The organism is Micromonospora sp. NPDC047548, from assembly GCF_040642975.1.
Classification (GTDB): Bacteria; Actinomycetota; Actinomycetes; order Mycobacteriales; family Micromonosporaceae; genus Micromonospora.
This window is the reverse complement of the sequence record NZ_JBEYTI010000016.1, coordinates 119,301-142,287: the sequence shown is the minus strand read 5'-3', so window position 1 is coordinate 142,287 and position 22,987 is coordinate 119,301. Positions and strand designations below refer to the sequence as shown.

General features: G+C 68.0%; 31 protein-coding genes. 15 read left to right on the top strand and 16 right to left on the bottom strand.

Annotated elements, in window-relative coordinates:
• Positions 1-197: 197 nt before the first annotated feature.
• Both ABZ807_RS18685 and ABZ807_RS18680 read left to right on the top strand, forming a co-directional pair.
• Complete coding sequence (locus tag ABZ807_RS18685; RefSeq protein ID WP_357159065.1) at positions 198-578, top strand: hypothetical protein; 381 nt, start codon at positions 198-200, stop codon at positions 576-578.
• A 156-nt stretch (positions 579-734) separates the two neighbouring features.
• Complete coding sequence (locus tag ABZ807_RS18680) at positions 735-1,634, top strand: DUF1731 domain-containing protein (RefSeq protein WP_357159086.1); 900 nt, start codon at positions 735-737, stop codon at positions 1,632-1,634.
• A gap of 142 nt (positions 1,635-1,776) precedes the next feature.
• Here ABZ807_RS18680 and ABZ807_RS18675 read toward each other — a convergent pair whose 3' ends face one another.
• The gene (locus ABZ807_RS18675; protein ID WP_357159083.1) at positions 1,777-2,364 is read right to left on the bottom strand and encodes a hypothetical protein; all 588 of its coding nucleotides are present in this window, start codon (positions 2,362-2,364) and stop codon (positions 1,777-1,779) included.
• Positions 2,365-2,908: 544 nt separating this feature from the next.
• Here ABZ807_RS18675 and ABZ807_RS18670 point away from each other — a divergent pair.
• The 3 genes from ABZ807_RS18670 to ABZ807_RS18660 all read left to right on the top strand — a co-directional run bounded on the left by ABZ807_RS18670 (position 2,909) and on the right by ABZ807_RS18660 (position 5,428).
• On the top strand, positions 2,909-4,147 hold the full coding sequence (locus ABZ807_RS18670) for a hypothetical protein (protein WP_357159062.1): 1,239 nt from the start codon (positions 2,909-2,911) through the stop codon (positions 4,145-4,147).
• 399 nt (positions 4,148-4,546) lie between these two features.
• Positions 4,547-4,981, top strand: coding sequence for an ester cyclase (locus ABZ807_RS18665; protein WP_357159059.1), 435 nt, complete (start codon positions 4,547-4,549; stop codon positions 4,979-4,981).
• 114 nt (positions 4,982-5,095) lie between these two features.
• Positions 5,096-5,428, top strand: coding sequence for a hypothetical protein (locus ABZ807_RS18660; RefSeq protein WP_357159056.1), 333 nt, complete (start codon positions 5,096-5,098; stop codon positions 5,426-5,428).
• Positions 5,429-5,520: 92 nt separating this feature from the next.
• Here ABZ807_RS18660 and ABZ807_RS18655 read toward each other — a convergent pair whose 3' ends face one another.
• Together ABZ807_RS18655 and ABZ807_RS18650 are read right to left on the bottom strand one after the other, a co-directional pair.
• Positions 5,521-6,513 (bottom strand): DUF1152 domain-containing protein, encoded by a 993-nt coding sequence (locus tag ABZ807_RS18655; RefSeq protein ID WP_357159080.1) that lies wholly within the window; start codon positions 6,511-6,513, stop codon positions 5,521-5,523.
• A gap of 263 nt (positions 6,514-6,776) precedes the next feature.
• Positions 6,777-7,448 (bottom strand): TetR/AcrR family transcriptional regulator, encoded by a 672-nt coding sequence (locus tag ABZ807_RS18650; RefSeq protein ID WP_357159053.1) that lies wholly within the window; start codon positions 7,446-7,448, stop codon positions 6,777-6,779.
• Positions 7,449-7,552: 104 nt separating this feature from the next.
• Here ABZ807_RS18650 and ABZ807_RS18645 point away from each other — a divergent pair, with 104 nt between their 5' ends.
• Together ABZ807_RS18645 and ABZ807_RS18640 are read left to right on the top strand one after the other, a co-directional pair.
• Positions 7,553-8,287, top strand: coding sequence for an NAD(P)H-binding protein (locus ABZ807_RS18645; RefSeq protein WP_357159050.1), 735 nt, complete (start codon positions 7,553-7,555; stop codon positions 8,285-8,287).
• A gap of 260 nt (positions 8,288-8,547) precedes the next feature.
• The gene (locus ABZ807_RS18640; protein ID WP_357159047.1) at positions 8,548-9,273 is read left to right on the top strand and encodes a DUF4386 domain-containing protein; all 726 of its coding nucleotides are present in this window, start codon (positions 8,548-8,550) and stop codon (positions 9,271-9,273) included.
• Between the two features lie 12 nt (positions 9,274-9,285).
• Here ABZ807_RS18640 and ABZ807_RS18635 read toward each other — a convergent pair whose 3' ends face one another.
• The 4 genes from ABZ807_RS18635 to ABZ807_RS18620 form a co-directional block, all read right to left on the bottom strand.
• Positions 9,286-10,146, bottom strand: a complete 861-nt coding sequence (locus ABZ807_RS18635; RefSeq protein WP_357159044.1) for a hypothetical protein — start codon at positions 10,144-10,146, stop codon at positions 9,286-9,288.
• A gap of 10 nt (positions 10,147-10,156) precedes the next feature.
• Positions 10,157-10,876, bottom strand: a complete 720-nt coding sequence (locus ABZ807_RS18630; RefSeq protein WP_357159041.1) for a helix-turn-helix domain-containing protein — start codon at positions 10,874-10,876, stop codon at positions 10,157-10,159.
• A 168-nt stretch (positions 10,877-11,044) separates the two neighbouring features.
• Positions 11,045-11,248, bottom strand: a complete 204-nt coding sequence (locus ABZ807_RS18625; RefSeq protein ID WP_357159038.1) for a hypothetical protein — start codon at positions 11,246-11,248, stop codon at positions 11,045-11,047.
• A gap of 146 nt (positions 11,249-11,394) precedes the next feature.
• On the bottom strand, positions 11,395-11,712 hold the full coding sequence (locus ABZ807_RS18620) for a hypothetical protein (RefSeq protein ID WP_357159035.1): 318 nt from the start codon (positions 11,710-11,712) through the stop codon (positions 11,395-11,397).
• Positions 11,713-11,858: 146 nt separating this feature from the next.
• On the opposite strand from ABZ807_RS18620, the gene ABZ807_RS18615 reads away from it, so the two are divergent.
• The 5 genes from ABZ807_RS18615 to ABZ807_RS18595 all read left to right on the top strand — a co-directional run bounded on the left by ABZ807_RS18615 (position 11,859) and on the right by ABZ807_RS18595 (position 14,950).
• Positions 11,859-12,572, top strand: a complete 714-nt coding sequence (locus ABZ807_RS18615; RefSeq protein ID WP_357159032.1) for a hypothetical protein — start codon at positions 11,859-11,861, stop codon at positions 12,570-12,572.
• A gap of 126 nt (positions 12,573-12,698) precedes the next feature.
• Positions 12,699-13,364, top strand: a complete 666-nt coding sequence (locus ABZ807_RS18610) for a hypothetical protein (RefSeq protein WP_357159029.1) — start codon at positions 12,699-12,701, stop codon at positions 13,362-13,364.
• A 316-nt stretch (positions 13,365-13,680) separates the two neighbouring features.
• On the top strand, positions 13,681-14,091 hold the full coding sequence (locus ABZ807_RS18605) for a transposase (RefSeq protein ID WP_357159026.1): 411 nt from the start codon (positions 13,681-13,683) through the stop codon (positions 14,089-14,091).
• The gene (locus ABZ807_RS18600; protein WP_357159077.1) at positions 14,000-14,320 is read left to right on the top strand and encodes a transposase; all 321 of its coding nucleotides are present in this window, start codon (positions 14,000-14,002) and stop codon (positions 14,318-14,320) included. The genes ABZ807_RS18605 and ABZ807_RS18600 overlap by 92 nt, the downstream gene beginning before the upstream one ends.
• 369 nt (positions 14,321-14,689) lie before the next feature.
• The gene (locus ABZ807_RS18595; RefSeq protein WP_357159023.1) at positions 14,690-14,950 is read left to right on the top strand and encodes a hypothetical protein; all 261 of its coding nucleotides are present in this window, start codon (positions 14,690-14,692) and stop codon (positions 14,948-14,950) included.
• Here the strand turns inward: ABZ807_RS18595 and ABZ807_RS18590 are convergent.
• The 4 genes from ABZ807_RS18590 to ABZ807_RS18575 all read right to left on the bottom strand — a co-directional run bounded on the left by ABZ807_RS18590 (position 14,947) and on the right by ABZ807_RS18575 (position 17,161).
• Complete coding sequence (locus ABZ807_RS18590; RefSeq protein ID WP_357159020.1) at positions 14,947-15,312, bottom strand: nuclear transport factor 2 family protein; 366 nt, start codon at positions 15,310-15,312, stop codon at positions 14,947-14,949. The genes ABZ807_RS18595 and ABZ807_RS18590 overlap by 4 nt on opposite strands.
• 33 nt (positions 15,313-15,345) lie before the next feature.
• Positions 15,346-15,549 (bottom strand): hypothetical protein, encoded by a 204-nt coding sequence (locus ABZ807_RS18585; RefSeq protein WP_357159017.1) that lies wholly within the window; start codon positions 15,547-15,549, stop codon positions 15,346-15,348.
• A gap of 182 nt (positions 15,550-15,731) precedes the next feature.
• Positions 15,732-16,442, bottom strand: coding sequence for a restriction endonuclease (locus ABZ807_RS18580; protein WP_357159014.1), 711 nt, complete (start codon positions 16,440-16,442; stop codon positions 15,732-15,734).
• Between the two features lie 314 nt (positions 16,443-16,756).
• On the bottom strand, positions 16,757-17,161 hold the full coding sequence (locus tag ABZ807_RS18575) for a nuclear transport factor 2 family protein (RefSeq protein WP_357159011.1): 405 nt from the start codon (positions 17,159-17,161) through the stop codon (positions 16,757-16,759).
• A gap of 86 nt (positions 17,162-17,247) precedes the next feature.
• Between ABZ807_RS18575 and ABZ807_RS18570 the strand changes: the two genes are divergently transcribed.
• A complete protein-coding gene (locus ABZ807_RS18570; RefSeq protein ID WP_357159008.1) occupies positions 17,248-17,805 on the top strand; it encodes a helix-turn-helix domain-containing protein in 558 nt (185 codons plus the stop codon).
• Between the two features lie 325 nt (positions 17,806-18,130).
• On the opposite strand, the gene ABZ807_RS18565 is transcribed toward ABZ807_RS18570, so the two are convergent.
• Both ABZ807_RS18565 and ABZ807_RS18560 read right to left on the bottom strand, forming a co-directional pair.
• Positions 18,131-19,228: an XRE family transcriptional regulator gene (locus tag ABZ807_RS18565; RefSeq protein ID WP_357159005.1), complete on the bottom strand. Its 1,098-nt coding sequence runs from the start codon at positions 19,226-19,228 to the stop codon at positions 18,131-18,133.
• 48 nt (positions 19,229-19,276) lie between these two features.
• Complete coding sequence (locus tag ABZ807_RS18560) at positions 19,277-19,516, bottom strand: winged helix-turn-helix domain-containing protein (protein WP_357159002.1); 240 nt, start codon at positions 19,514-19,516, stop codon at positions 19,277-19,279.
• Positions 19,517-19,828: 312 nt separating this feature from the next.
• Here ABZ807_RS18560 and ABZ807_RS18555 point away from each other — a divergent pair, with 312 nt between their 5' ends.
• Positions 19,829-20,107, top strand: coding sequence for a DivIVA domain-containing protein (locus tag ABZ807_RS18555; protein ID WP_357158999.1), 279 nt, complete (start codon positions 19,829-19,831; stop codon positions 20,105-20,107).
• Between the two features lie 270 nt (positions 20,108-20,377).
• Positions 20,378-21,175, top strand: coding sequence for a hypothetical protein (locus ABZ807_RS18550; RefSeq protein ID WP_357158996.1), 798 nt, complete (start codon positions 20,378-20,380; stop codon positions 21,173-21,175).
• 20 nt (positions 21,176-21,195) lie between these two features.
• Here the strand turns inward: ABZ807_RS18550 and ABZ807_RS18545 are convergent, their stop codons facing one another.
• The 3 genes from ABZ807_RS18545 to ABZ807_RS18535 all read right to left on the bottom strand — a co-directional run bounded on the left by ABZ807_RS18545 (position 21,196) and on the right by ABZ807_RS18535 (position 22,630).
• Positions 21,196-21,783, bottom strand: a complete 588-nt coding sequence (locus ABZ807_RS18545) for a DUF559 domain-containing protein (protein WP_357158993.1) — start codon at positions 21,781-21,783, stop codon at positions 21,196-21,198.
• Positions 21,755-22,159: a hypothetical protein gene (locus ABZ807_RS18540; RefSeq protein ID WP_357158990.1), complete on the bottom strand. Its 405-nt coding sequence runs from the start codon at positions 22,157-22,159 to the stop codon at positions 21,755-21,757. The genes ABZ807_RS18545 and ABZ807_RS18540 overlap by 29 nt, the downstream gene beginning before the upstream one ends.
• Positions 22,160-22,375: 216 nt before the next feature.
• The gene (locus tag ABZ807_RS18535) at positions 22,376-22,630 is read right to left on the bottom strand and encodes a hypothetical protein (RefSeq protein ID WP_357158987.1); all 255 of its coding nucleotides are present in this window, start codon (positions 22,628-22,630) and stop codon (positions 22,376-22,378) included.
• Positions 22,631-22,987 lie beyond the last annotated feature (357 nt).

The window sequence follows — 22,987 nt, the reverse complement described above, 5'->3', positions numbered from 1 at the left end:
CCACGGGCCATGGCCACCTACCGCAACCTGTCCCTCAATACCTTCCGCCTCGCCGGACGCGCGAACATCGCCCACGCCCGCCGCGACCTACACGATCGCAGCGACGTCTTCGCCGTCTACGGCATCTAACAAACCATGATCAAACCGGACACTCCCGAACAACGCCGGGGCCGTGCCGCGCGACCTAGTCTTCAACAGTGGACACAACGGCCCTCACACCCAGCGTGCTGGTGATCGGGTTGGATCCCTATCGGGTGCCGGGGCCGTGGGACCCCAAGCCAGTCGCAGACGGCATCGAAGTCGGGAGGTCCCGATTCGTCGAACACGGCGTGGGGGCTGAGTTCTGCCTGTTCGGCCTCGACGGCAGCGACGATGTGGAGGCGGTCGTCACCACTGCCCTTTGCGCCCGGCCTTGGGAGTGCGTCGTCATTGGTGGCGGGGTGTGCAATCAGCCGGAACTGTTCGAGCTGGTGGTCAATCTGGTGCGGCGGCACGCGCCCGACGCAGCGATCGCATTCAACGCCACCCCGGCGGACACGTTCGACGCGGCCGCCCGCTGGGTTGAGGTGCCCGGATGATCGCTCATGCCGCGATCCGCGCGTCACGCCGTGTAACGGATGGATCGCGGCGCTCAGTGCACGGATCTGCCGATGAGAGTGCACTCGGCCATACCAAAAGATGAGGGCCGGCTTACTTATTTGATCTCTTAAAGCGACTAGCATAAGGTCGGCACGATTCTGGATCGGGCGTTGACTGCGGAGGGTCACGATGTTGTGCTGTTGACGCGCTCACCGAAGGGTGAGCGTCAGGTGCACTGGGACGGCTCCACTCTTGGCGATTGGGCCAAGCAGATCAACGGCAGCGATGTGGTCATCAATCTGGCGGGGCGCAGTGTGAGCTGTCGGTACACCGCGGAGAACCTCAAAGCCATGATGAGTTCACGGGTGAAGTCGGCGCGGGTTGTCGGCGAGGCCATCGCCGAGGCGGCCCGGCCACCCAAGGTGTGGATGCAGATGAGCACCGCAACGATTTATGCGCACCGCTTTGACGCGGCCAACGACGAGTACGGCGGTCTGATCGGCGGTGGCGAGCACGGTGTGCCCGGGTACTGGGCGTACAGCGTCAAGATCGCTCAAAATTGGGAAGTTGCGCAGGAACAGGCGGCAACCCCCGATACGCGCAAGGTTGTGCTGCGGTCAGCCATGGTGATGAGCCCCGATCGCGGTGGCGTGTTCGATGTGCTGAGCTGGCTTGCGCGGCTCGGACTGGGCGGACCGGTCGCGGGCGGTAGGCAGTATGTCTCGTGGATCCACGAGCAGGACTTCGCCCGCGCCATCCGATTCCTGATCGAACGCGACCACCTCACCGGGCCCGTGAACTTGGCCGCACCCGGCCCGTTGCCACAGCGAGAATTCATGCGGGAGTTGCGTTCCGCCTGGCGGATGCCGGTTGGTCTGCCGGCCACCAGATGGATGGCCGAGATCGGCGCGTTCGCGATCCGGTCGGATACCGAACTGCTGCTGAAGAGCCGGCGAGTCGCCCCGGCAGGGCTCGCTGATGCGGGATTCATATTCGACTACCCGCGTTGGCAGACCGCGGCCGCAGACCTGGCGTTACGGCGTCGCCGAGGCTAGCGGCTTCGCGCCAGAGCCAAGGCGCCGAGTGACCACACTTTCTGTGACGGAGCCCGTTCCCGCAAACGAAATAGTCGGTTCACTCAGTTGCCGCTGATGGTGCTCACCCGATCCCCACCCACGTGCCGATGTGGTCGGGGCGTTACAACCACTGCTCATCGATGTTGCCGGCGTACAGGTAGGCGGTGCGGTAGGCCGGCCGCGCAAACAGCTCCGACTCGCCCGAGTACACGGCAGCGAGCAGGCCCGGCCGGTACCACCAGCCGTTCGTAATGCCACCAACCTCTGCGACCGGTTGCATGGCGGTCAGGTCGAGCTGGCCGACGGCCGAACCGGTCAGCCTGGTGACCGTGTCCGCGACGTCCATCGCCGCATACGCCAGAGCCAGGGCCTCAACCCACCCGTCGATGCTGCGATGCAACGGGACCCACTGCCCATCGTCGCCACCGGCGATACCGAACGTGCCGTCCTGACCGATCAGGAACGCATACGGCACAGCGGTGCGTTGTGGCCCGGCCTCGAAAAACCACCCCTGGGGAGCAAACGTGTCTTCCCACTCCGGCGTGTCCACGCTGAGCATCCGCGGGCCCGCCGCATCTTCGGGCATGCTCGGCGCGGACGGCAGGACAAGGCCACCCCACCGGGCCCGATACGCCTCGGCGCGGTCGATGACCTCGTCAGGAACCTGCGCCTCCTGCCACGCGCCTCGAAATTGACTCACCGGCGGCACGTCGAGCCAAACTCCGTGAACGCTGACGAACGAGCGCGCCCGTCTGCTCAAACCCGTCGGCGGCCGACGCAACCCCAACACATGCGCATGGTATCGAGCTATTGGATGCGCGCTCATGCCGCCGACCGTGCGTGCTGGCCGGCCGTGCGGCCATCACCCTCCGTATGCCAGCTTTGTCGTCTGCCGCGTCTCCTCGGCGCTCGCACATGCCGAAAGTAGTGCGTCGGTAGCGAGCCGGCGCCTATGGACAATCGCTGCGTGGCGTTGGCTGGCGAGTGATCAAGGGTCCTTGGGACCTGATATGACGAACGCCATCCGTTGGCTGTTGGGATCCCACCGGTTTGTCTAACCCATCGGCTCCGCGACTGAGCGCTCACGATCCATAGCAACGGTCAAAGGCCCGGACCTTGGCTGGACACGAGCACGACGCGTTCGCCCGGACCGGCCTCGCGTCAAGAACTGGGTGAACCGGAGTTGCCGGGCCCAGCCGGGCATGGTCCACTGTTCCGCGCGTAGTCACGGGGGGTGCGGTGGAATGCCTGATATGACGCTTCTGCCCTGGCAGGCGGGTCTCTGGGTGGCGGGTTGCCTCGAGCGTCTCGCACCGTACGTGCGAGCGTGCGGCACGCCACGAGCGGCCACGTTCTATCGGGACAGCGTCGATGCGTTCTGGACCGGACACGGCGAGCTCGCCGCGCCCGACGCGGAGCGGATCGAGGCAGTCGGGGCGAAGCTCAGCGACCTGTACGAGGACAGCATTGAGGCGCAGATCTTCGGAGTTGTCGTCGGGGCGGCCGAGGCTGCTCGGCAGCCCGCCGAGCCCATAGAACAGCTTGCTGCGTGGACGGTGGGCCTCTGGTCGGAGCTAGGGCCCGAGGACGACGACTGGGGAGACCGGGAGGCGCAGGCGCAGCGCGACACCCTGGCGATGACGCAGCAGCGTCCGGCGGAGGCGGCGGCCCAAATCCGGATCGTTTCCGCCCGGCTCGGTGCCGAATGGGCGGCCGGGCTTACCAACCACGGCCTGCTGAACGCCGACCCGAAGCGACCGGAGATCGTGATACCCCCGGACGACTTGCCGTACCGCGTCGGTGACGTGGTGGCAGTGTCGTGCCCGTGGACCCCCACGGTGACCACGCGCCGCGGCCGGTACCACGCGGCGGTGCGCTGGCCGTGGGCCGTGCTCGATCCCGACTCGCGGTACCGGCCGGACGGCAGCTTCGCCTTCCCCGTCGACGAATCCACCGAGCCGTGGTCGCCGTACGAGCTGCGCCCCCCGGCGGCCGAGCTTGACGAGGGCGACTCGTGCGTGGTTGGCATACCGCCGATCCGGTGCTGCGTGGTGCGGTACCGCCGATACGACCCGCCGATGGACGACGGCTTCCTGCCGAGGTGCACAGCGCGCATCGCTCTGCTGCCGGCCGGCAGCGGCTACGCGCATGCGGCGGACGTGTGGCTGGAGCGCGCCGAGCCGATCGAGATGAAGCTGCTGCACCGCCCATACGGTGCGCTGCGCTCCGGTGACGTTGTCGACGACGCGGACGGTCGCCGGATGCAGTTCGTACCGCCGTTCCTGTTCTACGCCGACAGCGGTCGAGTGCGGCCGGCGTGGCCACTGGCTTTGGTGACGCGGCACGGGGTCACGCCACCGCGCGACGCAGTCGACGCCGTCGCCACCGCGACCGCCCTCGGCAGTCATCCCGACGAAATCGAGCGCTGGCTTACCTACAGCGAGGTGCCGTACACAGCCGCAGTCGCCGAAGAACTCTTCGACGAAACCTGAACCGTCCACGAGAGCGAGCAACCGACGCCCGCGCTGGTCGACGCGCACCCGACGCCGCCTCCGGTCATCGGTTCAACGGCCAGACGCCCGCGCGTCGACCAAGATCAGGTGCACGCTCATGCCGCGATCCGCGCGTCACGCCCTGTAACGGATGGATCGCGGCGCTCAGCGCACGAATCTGCCGAGATGCGTGCAGCCGAGTCCGGCGGGTCGGTGCCGTCGCGCCGGCAGCGTCAGGGGATGAGCCGGTCGAGCAGTTCGAACTGCGGTCAGGCCTTACGAGATCAAGTTGGCTACCCAGGCGCGAGGCAAGTAAGTCAAAACAACGCGCCCGGGTGGCCACCACCGTTACCTTGAGGTCAAACCTTGAGCCGGCGGGGAAAGCAGGAGGTCGCGGCGGTGGGCATCGAGCAGCAGAACATGGAACTGATGCAGACCTTCGACGACGCATGGAACGCCCAGGACATCGACACGTTCAACAGCCGGCACCACGAGGACGTCGTAGTGCGGTGGCCCGGCAAACCGGATACGCATGGTCGGCATAATCATGAAGCCGAGGCGAGGGATTTCTTTAGGGCGTTTCCGGACCAGCGGATAGGCAACCGGCCATACAAGGTTCTCTTCGGCTTGGGTGACTGGACGTGCTCGATCGCACGCTTCACCGGCACCATGACCGGTCCCATGACCGGCCCGGACGGTAATGAGATCCCGCCTACCGGCAAGTCATTCGATGTTGACTTCAGCACGGTGGCTCGCTGGGCCGACGGGAAGATCGCCGAAGAGTATCTCTTCTACGACCTTACGACGTTCATGAAGCAGATTGGGCTGGCATAGTCCGCAACGCCGGCACAACTGACGCACGCTCATGCCGCGTAGCGTAGTCGGTGACCGCCGGCGCAGCGCCGGGCACCGGTACTGCCGTGTCTCCGTCTGATAGATCATGTCGCCATGGCAGACATCGTCGAGATCCACGTTCCGCTGGCACCGGCTCCAGATATTGCGCCCGACATCTATCCGTTTCCCTGGATCGACCAGGTCGAGGACTTCCTGGCCGAACTGGAGGACGAAGGCACAATTGAGGTGTACGACGACGGCGAAGAACACGGCGACGTCTACATCTTCTTCATCACCGGAGCGAACGAGGCCAGTCTGCTGGCCGCCGCCTCCCGGGTAGCGACTCTCAGCGGCGTGCCGGCTGGCGCGTTCGCCATGGTCACCGATGATCGAGCACCAGAGTTCGGAATGGGACGACGGTTCGACCTGCCCGGCGTCCTGACCTGACCCTTATTCGGTGTCGACCCGGCGGCCTCTCAAAGCACAACGGCCAGGGTCGGGCGGGAAGCAGGTATCCGGATCTGCCGCGGTCCGGGCGTTCAGTGGGGAAACGCTCGGGGGATGCGTGCGGTGAGGAGTTCGTCGCGGAACGCTTGGATGCGCGTGATGACCTGTCGCCTGCCGATGGTGTTCTCGATGCGGTCGAGATACAGGCATCGAGCGGCGAGTTTGTCGAGGTCGACGGTGAAGTAGACCGCCATCAACGGATTGACGAACAGGTCGCCGCCGCCGGTGCGCCGGGTGAACCGAACGTCTCCGAACGCGCCGCTGGTGGCGGCGGCGATCTGTCCTTGGACGATGCTCGGCCGGTCCGGGGTGGCGGCCTGGGCGTCGGCGACAGCATCGCGGTACAGCGCCGCCTCCCGGCTGGAACCGGGGATGGACAGGGCACCGAGGTAGCCGCCGTCACGGTCGAGCGCGGCGAGGTTCTCCAGCACCTGGACGTGGTTGACGCCGTCGTAGGCGTCGATGCCGAAGCCGAGACTGGTCACCAGCTTGACCGGCACGTCCAGCGCGGCCACGGCAGCCAGGCTGGTGATGTCCTCCACCGGGGTGCCGAGATCGCTTTCGTCGCCATGCAGCAGGACATCGGTGCCGCCATCGACCAGCACCACCGCATCGATGTTGAGTTGCTCGACCAGGTGCCGGTACGCCGCCCGTAACGGCTGGACACCCAGCGGCGGAAAGGCGTACACGGTCGACGGCAGCTCCTGAGCCGCCAGCCACCGGGCGAGCGTCCGTTCGGGGAAATACCAGTCCGGGCTGGTGGTGTCCGGCCGCACCGCCGCGACGTGCTCCGCTACCCACGCCTCCTGGTCGATCAACTCGAGCTGGGAGAAGGACAGGCTGGCCAGGTGCACCTGTGCGCCGCCGCGCCACAGGGCGAACGCCAAGGGCAGGCCCGCGTACACATCGAACCCCCCGCCCGCTCCGGCGATGAGGATGCTCCGCGCCGGAGCCAGCGCGGCAAACAGCGGCGGAACGGCCAACGAGAACGCACCGAGGTCGGCCGGCAGCGCGGCAGGCGTCATCACCGCTCAATGATCACCCACGCCCATGCAATCCAAGCCACCGTGGCCCACCGCGACCGGCAAAAGCGATCGGGTGTACGCACATGCCGCGATCCGGGCGTCACGTTGTGTAACGGATGGATCGCGGCGCTCAGCGCATGGATCTGCCGAATTGAGTGCGCCGACCGTGTTACGTCGCCTTGTTGGGTAGGACGTCTGCTCGCGATTACGCCGCAGTCATCCTCCAGGTGTGCCCGGCTGTGCCCCGGTTCGTTGCTGGCAGGTTACAGCCAGCTTTCGCGCTGTCGCTGCAGTCCGTCGAGGATCAGGTCGAGTCCGATGTCGAACTCCTCGGTGTACGCGTAACCAGGTTTCAGGGCGCGGTCGAGGATCATCTCGGCGAGGTGCGGGAATTCGTCGCGGGGCATCTGTTTCAGGATCGAGCCCGCCACGTCCTCGAGGTCGACGGATGATTTGAAGGGCAGGCTGAGCTCTTGGAGCGTGCACCCGTAGATGTAGCTGTCCAGCACGGAGAACGCGTGTGCCGCACCAGCGATCGAGAAGCCTCCTGACCGTAGACAGCCGATGACCGCGTTGTGGTGGCGCAGCGTCGCGTGGCCCGGGTTTGTCCGCGAGTCCAGCAGGCTTATCGCCCACGGGTGGCGGATCAGTGTGCCGCGCATCGAGACTGCCCGCCGTCGCATCGCGGTTCGCCAGTCGACGTCCGACGGGAGCTCTATCTCGCCGAAGACGAGGTCGAGCATGCCGTCGAGGATCATGTCCTTGTTGCGGAAGTGATGGTAGAGCGACATGGCCTCGACGCCGAGCCGCTCGGCGAGCCTGCGCATGCTCGGCGCACCGGTGCCGGCCTCGTCCGCCAGCGCGACCGCTTCGCGAAGCACCATCTCCTTGCTGAGTGAGGTGCGGCGAGGCGTGTCGGCTGGCTCCGTGGCCACGAGGTCCTCCTGTCTAAGCGGATTGGACGGCTTGACAACCTTACACCGCAAGGTTGTACCTTACGGCGTAAGGATAGCGGCGATGGCGAGCTGAGGAGAGGGTCGTGGAATCGATCGGTTTGGACGGGGTCAGGAAGCCGGGCACCGGCAAGAGGGTGTGCATTGTCGGCGCGTCCGGGAAGCTCGGGCGCTACATGTTGCAGCACGCGTTGGACCGCGGGTACGAGATCGTGGGCGTGTGCCGGGAGCAGAGCGTAAACAAGCTCGCTGAGTTCGAGGGACGGATCAGGGTGATCCCCGGAGCGACCGACGACCATACGGTCATCGCACGGGCGGTGAACGGATGTGACGCCATACTCACGGTGCTGGTGCCGTGGGGGGTGAACCAGTATGCCTCCGGTACGGCCCAGGCTGTGCTCGACCACGCACGTCCAGGCGCCCGTTTGATCTTTTCCTGCGGCTGGCACATCACCCGCGACGGGAAGGACGTGTACACCCGGAAGTTCAAGATGTACGCGGCCGTGTTCGGGCGGCTGGCGAAGCTTGCCCGTGTCGTGGACGTGGACGACCAGGTGGAGGCGTGCCGCAGGATCTTCGCCAGTGACACCAGCTGGACGGTCGTGCGTGGCAGCGACCTGGAGGAGGGCGGGAGTCAGGGCCTGCCGGTGTGGAGCCGGCACGTGGGTGACCCTGTCCTCACGAGCAACCTGACCCGCCGCATGGACTACGCCCGCTTCATGGTCGAGGCGGTGGAGAACGACGCCCTCATCCACGAGGCCCCGGCCATCGTCGGCCGGCTGACCCCATCGGCCCTCGCCCACGCCGACGGCCCGGCGTGAGCGTCCGGCTCGCGTCCGCCCTGCAGTCACGGATGGGCCTCGCCGGGAAGCCAGGTTGAGGCATGTCCACGAATCCTCGGCCCCAGGCTGGTCTGCACAGGGCACTGGACTCGCCGCCATCTCCGCAGCTGCCGGAATCGTGGATCTGATGTTCACGACGTGGCTGCTCGTGAAGGGCATGCGGGTCCCGAATCCACCTCGCGATCCCACCACGGTCAGATTCGGCTGGCCGGTCCTGCAAACGAAGGAAGGCCCAAACCGTGACCGCACCGAAGACGCTCGCGAGGATAACCGGGTCCCTATATCTGATCGTCGCCGTGTTCACCATCTTCGCCGGGCTAGTGAACACGCGCATCGTCGAGTCAGGGGACGCAGCGTCCACGGCCGACAACATCGACACCTCGGCCACCCTGTTTCGTATCGGCTTCGTCAGCGAGTTGGTGGGGGCCACGGTTTTTCTGTTGACGGGCATGGCCCTGTATCTGCTGCTCAAGCACGTCAACCAGATGGCTGCCGCCGCGATGGTCACCTTCGTCGCGGTCAGCGTCGCGATCCAAAGCCTGAACCTGCTCAACCAAAAAGCGGCGCTGACGATCGCCACTGGCCGGGGCCACACCGGCGCCTTCGCTCCGGCAGGTTCCGACCAGCTGACTGTGCTGTTTGCCGACATCCAACGCGATGGGTACCTCATTGCCCAGACGTACTTCGGCCTGTGGCTGCTGCCGCTGGGCTACCTGGTCGTCAGGTCGGGCTACTTCCCCAAGGTGTTGGGCGTCCTGCTGGTGATCGGATGCTTCGGTCACCTCGTGGACGTGTTCGCACGCTTCCTTGCCCCCGCCTTCGGTGTAAACATCTCACCGTTCGCCATGACCCCTGCGGCGGTCGCGGAACTATCGTTCATCGCGTGGCTGCTGGTCAAGGCAGTGCGGTTCCCGAACCCGACACACGGGCTCCTGCCGTCGCCCCCTCAGCTAAGTAGCCGATGAGCGCACACATCATCATCCGGCTCGCCCATGTTCCGCGAGGGTGGCGAGGGCGCGCAGTGTCACGGCACCGCGCCACTCCACGCGCTGCCCCGGGGACCAGTCGAGCCAGTCGAACATCCAGCCGCCGTCCTCGAGCTGTTCCTCCTCGAGTTGGTCCAGCTCTGCCTGGATGTGCTCTTCGGTGAACAGGGTCCGGCTGCGCAGGCTCGGGCGTGGTGAGAGCACGAGGGCGGTGAGGCGCTCGTCCTCGGTGCCACCAGGGACGGGAATTGTGCCATCGGCCCCGATCTTGGGCCGGAGCGACTCGATGGCTGCGCGGGCGCGGTCCTCGTCCGATTCGTGGTCGAGGAAGTCGAGGGCGAACTTGACCCAGTAGGCGTCGAGCTCGTCAGGGCGATCGATCCGGGACCAGCACCAGGACTTCGCGACATCGAGCCAGGGGGTCTTCTGGACGCCGGCCCGGGTCAGGACGGATACGACCCCGAACGTGATGAACGAACCGTCCGGGTTGGGCGTCATCCACGGTGCGTGCGGATGGTTGGCCGCACTGGGGAGGACGAAGGACAGGGCCCCGTCGGCGCGGGCGTTCCGGGCCGCCCAGCTCGCAGCCTGGGTGACCATCGGGTCGTCCAGAGCGCCGACTTCGGCGAGCACCTCGAGTGCGTGCAGCGTGGCAGTCGGCTGGCTCCCGGAGTCCCGGACGTCGGGTTCCAGGGCATGACCGAAGCCGTGGTCGGGGTTCTGATAGGCGCGCAATGCCGTGAGGACCGGTTCCACCGGAGCATCGTGGAGCAGCACCGCGAGTCGGTGCCGGTCCAGAAGGCGAGCGGTGTTGTGGATGAACTGCTCGGCAGCAGCGATGTCGACGGGCACGGTGTCCACGCTAGGCGGAGGCGCCGCCGAGTGCTTCCAGAAATCGGACGGGCGTCATGCCGGTGAGCCTCCGCACCTCGTCGTTCATGTGTGCCTGGCTGGCGTAGCCCGCCAAGAGCGCCCTGCCTGCCAGGTCAGGAGCGTGCAGGTGCATGAACCGGCGGAGCCTGCAAACGCGCGCCAGCATCTTGGGTCCGTACCCCACCGCCGCCACCGTCCGCCGGTGCAGCTGTCGTTCGCTAACGCCCAGCTCTGCTGCCACCGCCGCGACCCGAGCGCGCGGACGAGCCAGACGCAGTGCCGCTGCCTGGACCAGCGGATCGGGCGCAGCGCCGCGAGAGGACACCGCTTCGAGCAGGTGACGACCTCGACAATCGGCGGGTACCACGGCGAGTGTCTCGGCGAGCCGCAATGCCTCCTGGCCCCACAGGTCGGCGGCATCGACCTGGCGGTCGCACAGCTCCGCAGCGTGCCAGCCCAGCACAGCACCCGCAGCTCCGGGACGGAGGCGGACCCCCACCGCCTCGGCGTTCGCTGGCAGGTCGACCAGCCGCGGACCAGTATCACCACCCGCGACCACCAACTCCCCACCGTCGAGCCAGATCAGGTCGAGGCAGCCGTCGGGCACTACCAGTTGGGCATGCCGATGGCTGACGCGCTGCTCCCACACGCACGCCACGAGCGAGGCCGCCGGTCCGGAGACCACATCCTCCCAGTACTGTGAGGTCACAACCTCACCCTACGGAATCGGCCGCCAAGCCTCGCGGGAGCCGAACGCCACGACGCGACATCCGGATCTGCCGCGGACCGCGCATCAGGGAGCACGGCCGGCTGACTACGGTGGCGACGCGCAGACGTGCGGATGACAGTGGGCTGCGGCCCTTGGCCTTCCGGACTCCTACGGCAGACCTCGCGACTGCATTTCGGCCTCGACCGCTTCCCTGCGGCGCCGCCAGTCTCGCCGAGCCTTGGGATTGCGGCCGGGCAATCTGCTCGATGACTGCTCGTACTCCCGGGCCAGGCTGAGCCGATCAACCAACTGTTCGTCGGCAAGGCCCAGCAGGTCGCGGTCCCAGGTTTCCAACATCTTCCATCGCGACATGACGCCATGCCCTCCGTCCCGGCCAACGCATCATTCCAGCGCACAGAAGTGCAACCCTGAAATCCGAGTTTCGTCGCTGGCCGTGGGCGACCAAGGTCAGGTGCACACCTCTGCCGCCGGCCGCGCGGCTGCGGAGGCGAGAGCGGTCAGTACAGCGGTGATCGGTACAGCACTTCGACGTACCTGATCTCGTCGTGGACCACGTCGAGGATGAGGTAGCCCGGCCATGGCGCATCGAGGCAGACATTGCGGTGGCCATCGCCGTAGGCCTCAGCCGGCTCCGGCGCGGTGTGGAAGCTCTGGCAGAAGTCGTCCCCGCAACCGCACGTCTGCACGACTCGCAGCCGCCCGACCTGCTCCACCAGCCGTTTCTCACCCTCGGCCGCGAGCGCCGCGGCGAGTTCGGCGGTAAAGACTGGCCACCTGGCAGAGAGCAACGGTGCGTGCGCCGGATGGTTCTCCACGAGGAGGCAAGCTACCTGTGCGATGCCCCGAGCACACGCTCATTGCCGCCTTCCGAGCGTCGCTCTGCGTCACGGCAATCAGCTGGCCAAGAGCTGGGAAACCTGAGCGAGGTCGGGCTGAGGAGCGGCGGCTACCATGGTCGCCCATGGCATCGACGAACGAGACGCCCGCTACGTTCCAGCCGTTACCTGGGCGTACGGTTGATCGCTCAGCGGTCTATCACGCCTCGCTACAGGCACTCCTCGACCTCGTCGGCGCCGAACCCCCGGACGTCGACGAGCCCGACGACGGTCTGTTCTGGCGTCATCGTGCCCGGCGGATGATCGGTGAGACCGTCGCACGCCGGGCCAAGCACCCGACCGGTGCTCGCGGCATGCCCGACGAATGGTTCGAACCGCTGATCCGAGCCGCAGTGTACGAGCCGGATCCGAGCTTCAACCGGCAACTGGTCGAACCCGCCATCGCCGCGTTCGGTCGCCGTCGCGTCCAGGTTGCGCTGCTTGACTATCTCGACACCGGTGCCCCCGCCGACGCGGCAGGCGCGGCACGCGCCTGGTACTGGACCTCGATAGGAGTCAGGTACCTCCCGGGAACGACGACCATGACCCCGGAAAGCGCCGCCGAATACGAGGCGGTCAGCGACCTGCGCGAGCGGTACCGCCTTACCGCACTACGCCGCTTCCTGGCCGACGACGACCTGGACCTGCGCCGATGCATACTGCCAGGCCTCACCCTGGACCCACAGATGTACCCCAACCAAATGCGCGACCAAGTTGCTCAGGCCGTGCAGATCGCTCGCACCTCAAACGACGACTACCTCCGGCATCGAGTGGAGATCCAGGTCGTGCCCGAGCGATGACCGCGACCGGTCGACGCCATCCGGATCTGCCGCAGATCGCGCGGTCGCGCCGACGAGGGGTGAAGGACTGGCGTTCTGGCCACGCCTGGCAGTTCATGCGAGGCATGCGCAAATCCAGATGCTTGCGTGGGTGACACCGAGTTCAATAACGCCGTGATCACGATGCAAGCGGTTGTCGAAGTCCCCGCGCTGGACAACGACCCGGCGCCGCCATGGCCGGTCGCCCAGATCGCACCTTGGTCATGGCTGCCCCTCAACGCCGGCTGCACCGATGAGGAGCTCGGGCTGTTCGTCGCCGCTCTGGCTGCTCGGATCGAGGTGCTGCCTCCTAGCGGCCGCGACGAGGTCGTGGACGCCCTGCTCACCGAGGAGCTACTAATCATCGCCGGTGGCCTGCGGGTGGGAGACCCCAGCACCGGAAGGGTCGTGGTGCCGGGCTGTTGCGTCGGATTGGAGGAATGGCGGGGCTGGGCGCAGGCACTCACTGGCGGCTCGCCGTGGCTGGGTCACGACCCGGGTCCTGAGATAGAGGCGGTTGGTGAGGACCTTCGGGTGTGGCAGGACGGCGGCCCGGACCGTCATCGCGGCCGCTGGGCCGGGCTTCATGTCGACCTCCCGCGTCATGCGCTGCCGCAGCTGCTGATGGGCGTGCAGCGTGACCTGGTCGGCTTCCTGGACGCCTTGGCTGGATGGGCTGAACGGGCCGACCTGGGCCGGCAAGGGATCGCCTTGGTGAAGGCGATCGACCACAGCTTCACGATCACTGCACCATGGGACTTGCCGGAGGGTTAGCGGACCATCCACGGGCCGGTTTTCGGCTTTCGCAGTGGTGACATCGACACGTGCCGGCATCCGCTTCTGCCGCGATTCGCGCGCACCCCTCCGTCCTCCGGTGACCGAACGTAGTTAGATCAAGAAGCCGTCCTTGTGGACGATGACACTCCTCGATCCGGCCGACGTCGATCCGTCGCCATGTGGATCTTTGTATGTCAGCGTGTACCTGGCTCAGCACTCCAAGCCATACCCCGACACGCGTCGGTGATCGATACGCAGTGAGGTCTCCGGTAGATGGTTATCGACCAAGACAGACCATCAGCACGGAGACCTCGTGGCCACCGTACCGGTGACGAGGCGGCACGACCTGACCGGCGCACAGTGGGCGGCGCTGAAGCCGCTGTTGCCGAAGGGCAAGAAGCCAGGGCGACCGCCGAAGTGGAGTAAGCGGCAGCTCATCGACGGGATCCGGTGGCGGGTCCGGGTGGGTTCACCCTGGCGGGACGTGCCGGAATGCTATGGACCCTGGCAGACGGTCTACGGGATGTTCCGCCGATGGCAACGCGCGGGCGTGGCAGCGGATCGTCAGCGGGCTTCAGACCCGCGCCGACGCTGCCGGTCTGATCACCTGGGCCGTCAGTGTCGACTCCACGATCAGTCGGGCGCATCAGCACGCCGCTGGTGCCCGTACCCAACCCGAGCTGCAGAAAGAGTCATCCGGTGGAGTCGAAGACGAGCCCGCTGATCACGCGTTGGGCCGGTCGCGGGGTGGATGGACCACGAAGCTGCACCTAGCCTGCGAGCAGGGTCGCAAGCCCTTGGCGATGCTGCTGACCGCAGGGCAGCGCGGCGACAGCCCGCAGTTCACCCGGGTCCTGGCCCGTATCCGGGTGCCCCGGCCCGGCGGTGGTCCACCCCGCACCCGACCCGACCGGGTGCTCGCCGACAAGGCGTACCGGACGCGGAGTCGGTGAGCGACGGGGTCACGACGGACGGGCCGACGAGCGCGGCGGCGACCATCGCGGTGAGCAGGGCGAACGTGCCGGTCAGGCGGCGCAGGCGGGTGAGCGGGGCGGGCGGGTGAGCGGGGCGGGCGGGTGAGTGGGGCGGGCGGGTGAGTGGGGCGGGCGGGGTCACGAGAGTGGTCAACGGCCCTCCGGATCACGAGGCATCGATCGGGGTCGACCTACAGTCTTGGCTCCGACCGGGCGGGACGGAAAGACCCCGGAACCGAACTAATCCACAGCCGCCGATGACATCCCGGTGGCCCGGCCGGTGGCGGCCCGCCCACGGATGATTCCGCTCTCGATCTTGGCCCTTGCCAGGAACGTGAGCGGTTGCTGATGTCCGGCACGCCGGAGCTGGTGGTGGCGGGCGAGGACGCGCTCCACCGGCTCGTCGAGATGCAGCGGCTGGTCCGCTCCGGCGAGGACCTGCGCACCGCCGACGGACACGAGGCGTACCACCGGTTCGCCGAGGCGCTGTGGACGTTCCGGATGGCGGTGCGCAGGCACTTCGGGCACCGAACGATCGACCCGGGGAGGCTGGACCGGAAGGACTGGTCCGAGCGGAACGAGTGCGCGTACTGCGGCGCCGCCGCCTAGCGCGTGCTCTCCACCGTGTAGTGGATGGTCTGGGCGACGATCCAGCCGTCCTCGATCACGTAGGAGTCCGCGCCGTCCCGCACCCGGGCGCCGTCGGCCTCGGCGGTCCACTCCAGGAATGCGACCCGGCCCTCGACCAGCCGGTTCGTGTAGGTGAAGCGGGCGTTGGGCAACTCCTCGCCCAGCCAGCGCGCCAGCAGCTTCACCCCGTCGTACCCCCGGAACACGCCGCGGCGGTCCAGGACGACGCAGGACGGGGAGACGTTGCGGTCGATGTCCTCGGCGTACCGGAGCTCGTCGGAGAGGCGCAGGTGCTCATCGAAGACGTCGGCGGCGGAACGCGCCCGCAGGTCATCGGTCATGCCCGGCCATCCCCCACCTCTCGCGCCATACGGTCAAAGGTAGGCGAAACGGACGGGTTCCCGCAGCACTTCGGCAGCGGCGTCGACATCGGCGAGTCTCGCGGCGAGCGTCGCCGCCGCCAGGCGGGATGGCAGAGCAGCGCTGAACTTGAGGCCGGCGAGTGCCTTGTCGGCGATATCGGGCAGGCAGATCCGCTGGGCGGCGTCCGCCAACGCCGAACGCCACACCTCGATCATTCCGCTGGCAAAACCTGCCCTTCCCGGAGCCGCCCGTCAGCCAGGAGGCAACGCAGGCTCCGAGAGCTACTACCTGCCCCGCGCGCCCCTGACAGCGGCACCGCCGAGCGCGGAAACGTCTGCGTCGTTCTCCACCGCGGTCATCTGCTTGGTCCGGTCGGAAACCCCCTGGGCCGGCTGCCTCAACGGAGGGCGAGGCTCGACGGCGGCGTACGCGTCCACGCCCATACCTCCAACGCTCGCCGGTCAACCAGCACGATGTTGAGTTGCCGGGCCAACCGCACGCCGTCACCGGCGGTGAAGAAGCTGTTGGTGACGATCATGCAGAGCTGACCCCCGTGTACCTCCCGGCAGGTGCCGGCGAACTTCTGGATGGCGGCGCTCCCCACGCGGTTGCGCAGGCTCTGCCGCTTGCACTGCACGACCATCCGCCGACCGTCGGGCGCGAGCGCCACGACATCGGCGCCCCGGTCCCCCGAACCGCCCTTCACCTGGACGTGCCGGAACCCGGACGCCTCGAGCAGCCGGGCAAACCACTGCTCGAACTCCGGCCCGCTCATCGCGTCCGTCACCGCGATCAGCCGATCCCGCTGGGCCTGCTCAGCCCGCCGGCGCGCCCGCTGCTTCACTGTGACCGACACCGATGCGACGGCGGTCGCGCCGACGATCAGCACCAACAAGGCCGACCAGTACGGATGCTGCTGCACGAAGTCGACCACCATGACGACCACCACGAGCGCGGGCACACCCCACAGGAACAGCGCCGTGATACCGGAGCTGCCGCCTGAGCCACCACGGCGTGCCGTTCCGCCGCCGCCGGCGCGCCGCCGTTTGCGGTAGTGGGCCCGGACCCGGGCGCCGTCCCGGCGGGTGTGGGACCTCACATACGGCATGCGGCACCTCCGAGGGGTCGGGAGCCTCAGCCTGCCGCCCAGGTGCGACAGGAAAGGTGCACGGGCGTCGATACTGTCAGGTACCCGTCACTTCGGGGCCACCGCCGTCAGCCGACAGCCCTGCGGAGCGCCTCCGACCATGACGGTTCGTCGTCGCCGCAGAGCAGGGTGACCGCACTGGCGGCGCAGATGTCCCGCCAGGTCGGTTCGCCACAGAACGACACCGGCAGCACCGCCCGCGCTCGCAAGGGATGAGGGGCCGTTGCCGTATTGACGGTCGCCGTGGGCCCGGTGGCGCCTACGGGAGAGAACGCCTAGCCGAGGGCCTGCAGGATGGCCATGATGTTTTGATACTCCCGCCACCTGGTGACCTTGCCGTCGTGGACTGTCAGCACACCGATGAAGGCGGCCGTGGACTGCTGGTTCGTCCTCGTGGATGTACCGGTCAGTTCGTACTCGATGATGATCGTGTTTGGATCCTTGGTGTCGTGGAGGGCAATGGTGCGGCACTCGTCGAAGCGGACGGGGAGCGCGGCGCGCTGCGGGTTGGCAAAGTCGAGGAACTGCTGCTTGCCTTCGAACCTGCCCTGATGGCCGGGCGGAGCAAACGGGATTTCGATGATCACGTCTTCGGCGAGGTCGTCGCCGGTCAGTGGGGCAGGGAGGCCGAGCCACTGCTGCTGCATCCGCTGAAATACCTCATGCGGTGTGGTGTCCATGGGCAGGCCCCCTTAAGATGAGTAATGACTCATGAACGAACAATAGTGAGTGGTGACTCATCTTGTCTAGTGGAGAAGCCCGGCCGATGCGCGCGGACGCGCAACGCAACCGGATGCGGATCCTGGAGGCGGCGGAGGCGGTGTTCGCCGACGGCGGTCCGGACGCGTCGACCGAAGAGGTGGCGCGGCGTGCGGGTGTGGCGATCGGCACCGTGTTCCGGCACTTTCCGACGAAAGCCGACCTGCTACGCGCACTGATGAAGCGGTTGCTGCAGCAGCTCACCGATGATGCGGCGGACCTTGTGGCACGGGGAGATCCACAAACGGCGTTGTTCGAGTTCTTCGCACTGCTCGTCGAGCGGACTGCGGCAAATCGGACGGTCGTGAGCCTGCTTGCCGCGGAAGGGATGGACCTGCCGATCACCGGCCCGCTCGGGTCGCTCACCGACGCCGTACGGGAACTGTTGAAGCGCGGGCAGAGCACGGGCGCAGTCCACGCCGATATCCAGGTGGACGAGGTGATGGCGCTGCTGGTCAGTGCCTGTCAGGGCGCCTTGCATGGCGGCTGGGGCATCGACCTGCGTCAGCGGACCCTCAACATCGTGTTCGCTGGAATGCGGACACAGGATCGTCGCCCACGCTGATGGGCCTACACCCCTGACGGAAAGTTCGGCGGCGGCGAGGACGGACGCCTCCCCGAGGTCACGCTCGCCCGAGCCGAGTCGCGCGGTCCACTTGGTGAAGCACCGGATCTCATCGCGCGTGTCCAGTTGAGCGATGCTCAGCCCACCCACCTCGCAGGCAGCGGTCAGTTCGGGACGGACCACCGACCGCCCGCAGCTCCTCCATGACCACCTGCGTCGTCCAGCAGTCGGAGGTCCTGTAGGACGTCCAGCCGGTCGGCGAGAGTGAAGTGGCCGAGAACCATGGTGTCGAGCACCAGAACGGAGGTCGCCTGCGCCGACAGGCTCACGGCGCTATCTCCAGGTCGTCGTCCGCTGGCAGGTCCGCCTCGGCGATCTGGCCATGCATCAACTCGACGGCCCTGACGCGGGTGATCCGCTTGGTCCGCCACGCCTCCATCACGGCGTGTGCGTAACTCGGCGGCACCCGCACCGCAGCGAGGTCGGGCTGCGGCGCCCACCCCAGAGCCTCCATGAACTCCGCCCGGGTCGGCCGTGCCTGACTCCAGACCCGACGGGTCGCGGCGTCGAGCACCGCCGCCTGCTCGGCTTGGCGGAGCGCCAGCATCCAGGAGGTACGGTAACGCGCCGCGAGGCCGATCAACTGCTCCCGGCTCAGCGGGCCGGCGCCCACGACGGCGGCCACCGCCTGCTCCGGCAGCAGCAGTTCGGCAGCGAACGCGTCGATCGCCGCCTCGCGATCCGCCCGGGAGGCGTACACGCCCAGGTCACTCGAATACTCGTCACCGATGATGAGATGCCCCAGCTCGTGGGCGGCGGTGGCCCGTCGTCGGCCCGGATCACCCTTGGTGCTCACCACCGCGACGGCGACGTCACCGTCGACGAGCGACGCGCCGTCACCCGGTAGGTCGGTGACCAGCACCCACTGACCGGCTCGTTCGCAGACCTCCATGATGCTGTCAAGCGGGCCGTCACTCAGCCCGACCTGCCGTCGCACCCACCGGGCCGCCAGCCGAGCGTCCGCCTCCGACGCCACGGGCTGAACGTACCGGAGCAACGGGTGAGCGCGGAGCACGCCGAGTCCCATGAGCTGCTGCACGTTGCGCAGCCACTTGACCATGGCTATTTCCAGGCGCTCGGACGATCGGGCCGCCTCGGTGTCGATCTCCTCGGTCAGTGGCGCAACCCGCCGGGACAGCACCGCCGGCCGCGGCTCGATCAGATACTCCATCGACACCCGCAGTGCCCGGGAGAGCCGCGCCAGTTCCAGCCCGTCCAAGCGCCGGGTACCGGCCTCGATCTTGGCCAACATGGTGCGGTCGAGCCCCACGGCTCGTGCGAGATCCTGCTGCGACATGCCAACCGACAGTCGCGCCTGGCGCACCCGCTCTCCGACGGGACGCCAGTCCAGGCCCTCAGCCATGGTGCGATAATCGCACACTCATCGCCGGAATGAGTCAACGCACGAGAATCAGGGTTCCCGCATCCAGGTCTTCGGGTCGGTCACGAAGACGCCCTTGCCCTGATGCCGCCGGATGACGCGCAGCGCCTCCAGCCGGGCATAGGCCATCTGCACGGTCCCGTGGCTGACGCCGTAGTTCTCGCGCAGCTCAGCAATCGAGGGCAGCCTGTCCCCCGGCTTGAGCTTCTTGGACCTGACGTCGGCGATCACATCATCGGCGATGCGCCAGTAATCCGGCACTTCTCGCATGGCACTCCTCGCGTGGCAATCCGATTCGATCACACCGCGACGCGCCCAACAAGAAGCGTTGACTCATCTGACATGTCTAGATATGTTGTTCCCGAGCCCGTCCTCGCGTGGCAACGAGTTCGGCTCATCCCCCTGGTCGGGGCGGGTGCGCGTGCCCGTCCCGACCCACCGGACTGCTCCGCTGTCGTACCGCTGATCAGAGCTGCGGCGGCGGAGCGGGCGGGCCGCCCGCGGCCGGCATGCGGACGGCCCGCCCTTCCAGACCCAGCGCACCGACCCTCCGCGTTCCCGCCTGCCCCGGAAAGGACCGACGTGGCCCAGGTGTATCGATCCGGCCAGCCCTACGGGACCGGCCACCCGGCCCGGTTGACCCCACACGAGGTGCGGACCCGTACCTTCGACCCGCGCCGTCGCGGCGTCGACCCCGATCAGGTACGCGAGTTCCAGGCCCAGGTTGCCGACGAGCTGACCGACCTCCACCGGCAGGTACGCCTGCTCAGCCAGGAAAACGACCGGCTCAAGCGGGCGCTGCGCGACTGGCAGACCATGCACGCCCGCGAGTGCCGGCCGCCGAACGAAGGCCCCTGGTAGCGGTGCGTCCACAACCGGGCGACCAGCTACGGATCGACGCCCGGGCCTCGGTGCAGTTCGCCGGCGACCGCGCCCTGACCTTCCGCGTCGTCTCGGTCCGCGACCGGCCGACGTACGCCGGCTGGATCTGGTTGACCGGCTACGCCATCAACCGACGCGGCCAGGCGACCGCCAAGCGGGAGGTCTACGTCCAACTCGCCGGCCTTCGCCCCGCCACCAGCACCCCGGCCCCGAAACGCTCCCGTGCCACCCGCCCCTGTGCTTCGCGGAATGACCAAGGTGACGGCAGAACAGCTCGCGACCGCGCGGGGCTGCGTGCTCGGGCTGATGCTCGGTGACGCGATCGGCGGCAACGTGTCAGCGTCCGGGCCGCTTCTGGCGACCAGCGCCGGCCAGCTCGCAACGCGCATAATCAACCGCGTGACCGAGAAGTTGCACCAGTTGGCAGCATTGCTACGGGCTCGCGACGACCTGGATACCGGGATCGCCGTCGTGACCGGGCGTTCGGCCCGGCAGGGCGACATCGGTGAGTTCATCGCCGCGCAGGTGTTCGACATCGAACTCGCCGGCACCGCGACCCACGCCGGCCACGACGGAACGTTCAAGTCCGGTCCACTGGCCGGCCGGACCGTCAACGTGAAGACCTACGGGGATGCGTTCACCGGCATAGACATCAGCCCGCACCCCTGCGACTTCTACCTGGTGTTCAGTGGTCCGCCGCGGCCACTGGGCACAGTGCGGCACCACCGGTGGCAGATAGCGGCGGCGTACCTCCTCGACACCCGCCGTCTGCTTGAAACGTTGAGCAGCCGGGGCGTCAAGATCGGCATCGCGACGAGCATCCGCCGGGCTGACCTCGAAGCGGCTCAGATCTTCCCCGACACCAACCCAGACGCTCCGCTGCGCCTGGCGTCCGAGCAGGCCGCCCTGTTGGCCCTGTTCGCCGAGGGAGGCCCCGTGTCTCGACCGATCCTGGACGTTGACGACGACCGGGAAAAGCGGCGCGAGTTCGCGGACTGGCTCAAGTCCGGTGGACTCGACGTGACCGGTGGCACGGACGCGGCATGAGGCGCGAGTTCGGTGCGGGCTCAGCCGGCCGCGGCCGCCCAGCGGGCGAGTATGGTCAGGGTTTCCCGGCGTACGTCGTCGGCCTCGTAGACCAGGCGGCGGTGAGCGAAGCGGACCACCAGGATGCCGATGGTCGCCAGCAGCGCGTCCCGGCGCAGGTCGACCTCCCGCTGGCGCGGGTCGCCGTGCGTGGTGGCGCCGTCGAGTTCGATGTTGACCCGTTCCCGCTCGGCGAACAGGTCGAGGTACATCGTGCGCCGCCCGACGCGTACCCGCGCCTGGCGGCGGAATGCCGGCATCCCCGGGCCGGTGAAGACGTGCTCGTGCCCCCAGATCTCCAGCGGGCTGCGGCAGCCCCCGGCGAGCCGCGTCAGCAGCGTTCGAAACGCTGCCCGGTCATCCAGCTTCGGCACGTTCCTCAGGGCCGCCTCCAGCCGCTCAGGAGTGGTCAGCCGATCGTTGACCGCCCGGATCACCGGCGCCCGCCGCTCGCTGGGCAGCAGCATCGGCCAGGAGTCGACAAGGGTCTGTTCGAGGCGGGTCACCGTCAGGCCCCGCCGGACCACCACGTGCGGCGCCTCAAGGGTGAGGCCCTGACGCCGGTGCACGGCCACCCCGGGCCGGCTGCGGATGCCGGAGCCGGCCGGTGCGTTCAGGTGCAGCAGGTGGCCGGTCGCCTGCCGGTGCAGCCCCCCACACCGCGAGCGCGCTGAGGTGGCTGAGCGCGCCGCGTCCCTCGGCCCAGGCGCAAGCGGCGCGGTGGCCCAGGGCGGGGTCGAGTCGGCCTACGGCCGGGGTGCCCCGCCACTCTCCCTGTCGATCGTTCAGCAAGTGCGCTGCCACGAACACCTCGGGCAGCACCCGCACCAGGTCGCCGCTACCGCACGCCCGCTGCAGCGTCCACTCCGGCACCACCTGCTCGGCCACCGCCCGGGTCACCAGCCCGCCGCCACGCTCCACCAGCTCCCGAAGCACCGAATTCACGCCGCCGACCCTGTCGCCCCACCTGCCCTCCCGCAACGACCCCAGCCCTTACCTGTGGACACCCACCCCGCTGTGAACATCCCCCGTCACCCCTCGCCATCTGCTATGGCGAGCCTCGATCGTTGGCGGCTCAGCTGCCTTGTCGTCGGCGTGTCGAGTCGCTCACCCGTCAACGATCATGGAATCCGGGGCACAGCTGGTTGGGGTGGGGTGGGGTCAGGCTGGGGCGGTGCTGGGGTGGGCGTTGACGACCCAGGCGCCCGGCAGGGCGATCCACTCGTTGTCGCCCACCGGCACCACCGCACCGTCCAGCTTGGGCAGCAGCGCCGGATCCTCCATCGGGCAGAGCACCCACACGTCACCGCTCCCACTACGCGCCACATCGGCCAGCTCGTAGAGCCGGTCCATCGCCCGGTACCGCGCCAGCACCGCCGCGTCGTGCAGCAGCACCGGCCCCGCGTCGGCGCTCAACGGTCTCGGTGGCCACCTCGGCGATGGCCGCCTTGCGGGCGGCGGCCGTGGTGGGGATAGTCTCCCGCTCCCCCAACCGCTGGCGCCACTCCTTGGCCCAGCGTTGCAACTCCTGCCGGGTCTTCGCGCCCAGGCCGGGCAGGTGGGCCAGTTTGTTGGCGACGGTGAGCAGCTCACCGACGGTGCTGCCCTCCAGGCGATGGGCGGCGGAGACCGCGCGGGGCGTCAGCCCAGCCGCCTCCAGGGCGGTCGCACGGGTCGCCTTCGTGGCCGCCTCGTCGCGGGGCCTTGTCGGCGCCCTCGACGTCCGGCTCCTCGGCGCTGATCTCCGGGTGGTCGGTGCCGACCGGGGCGCTC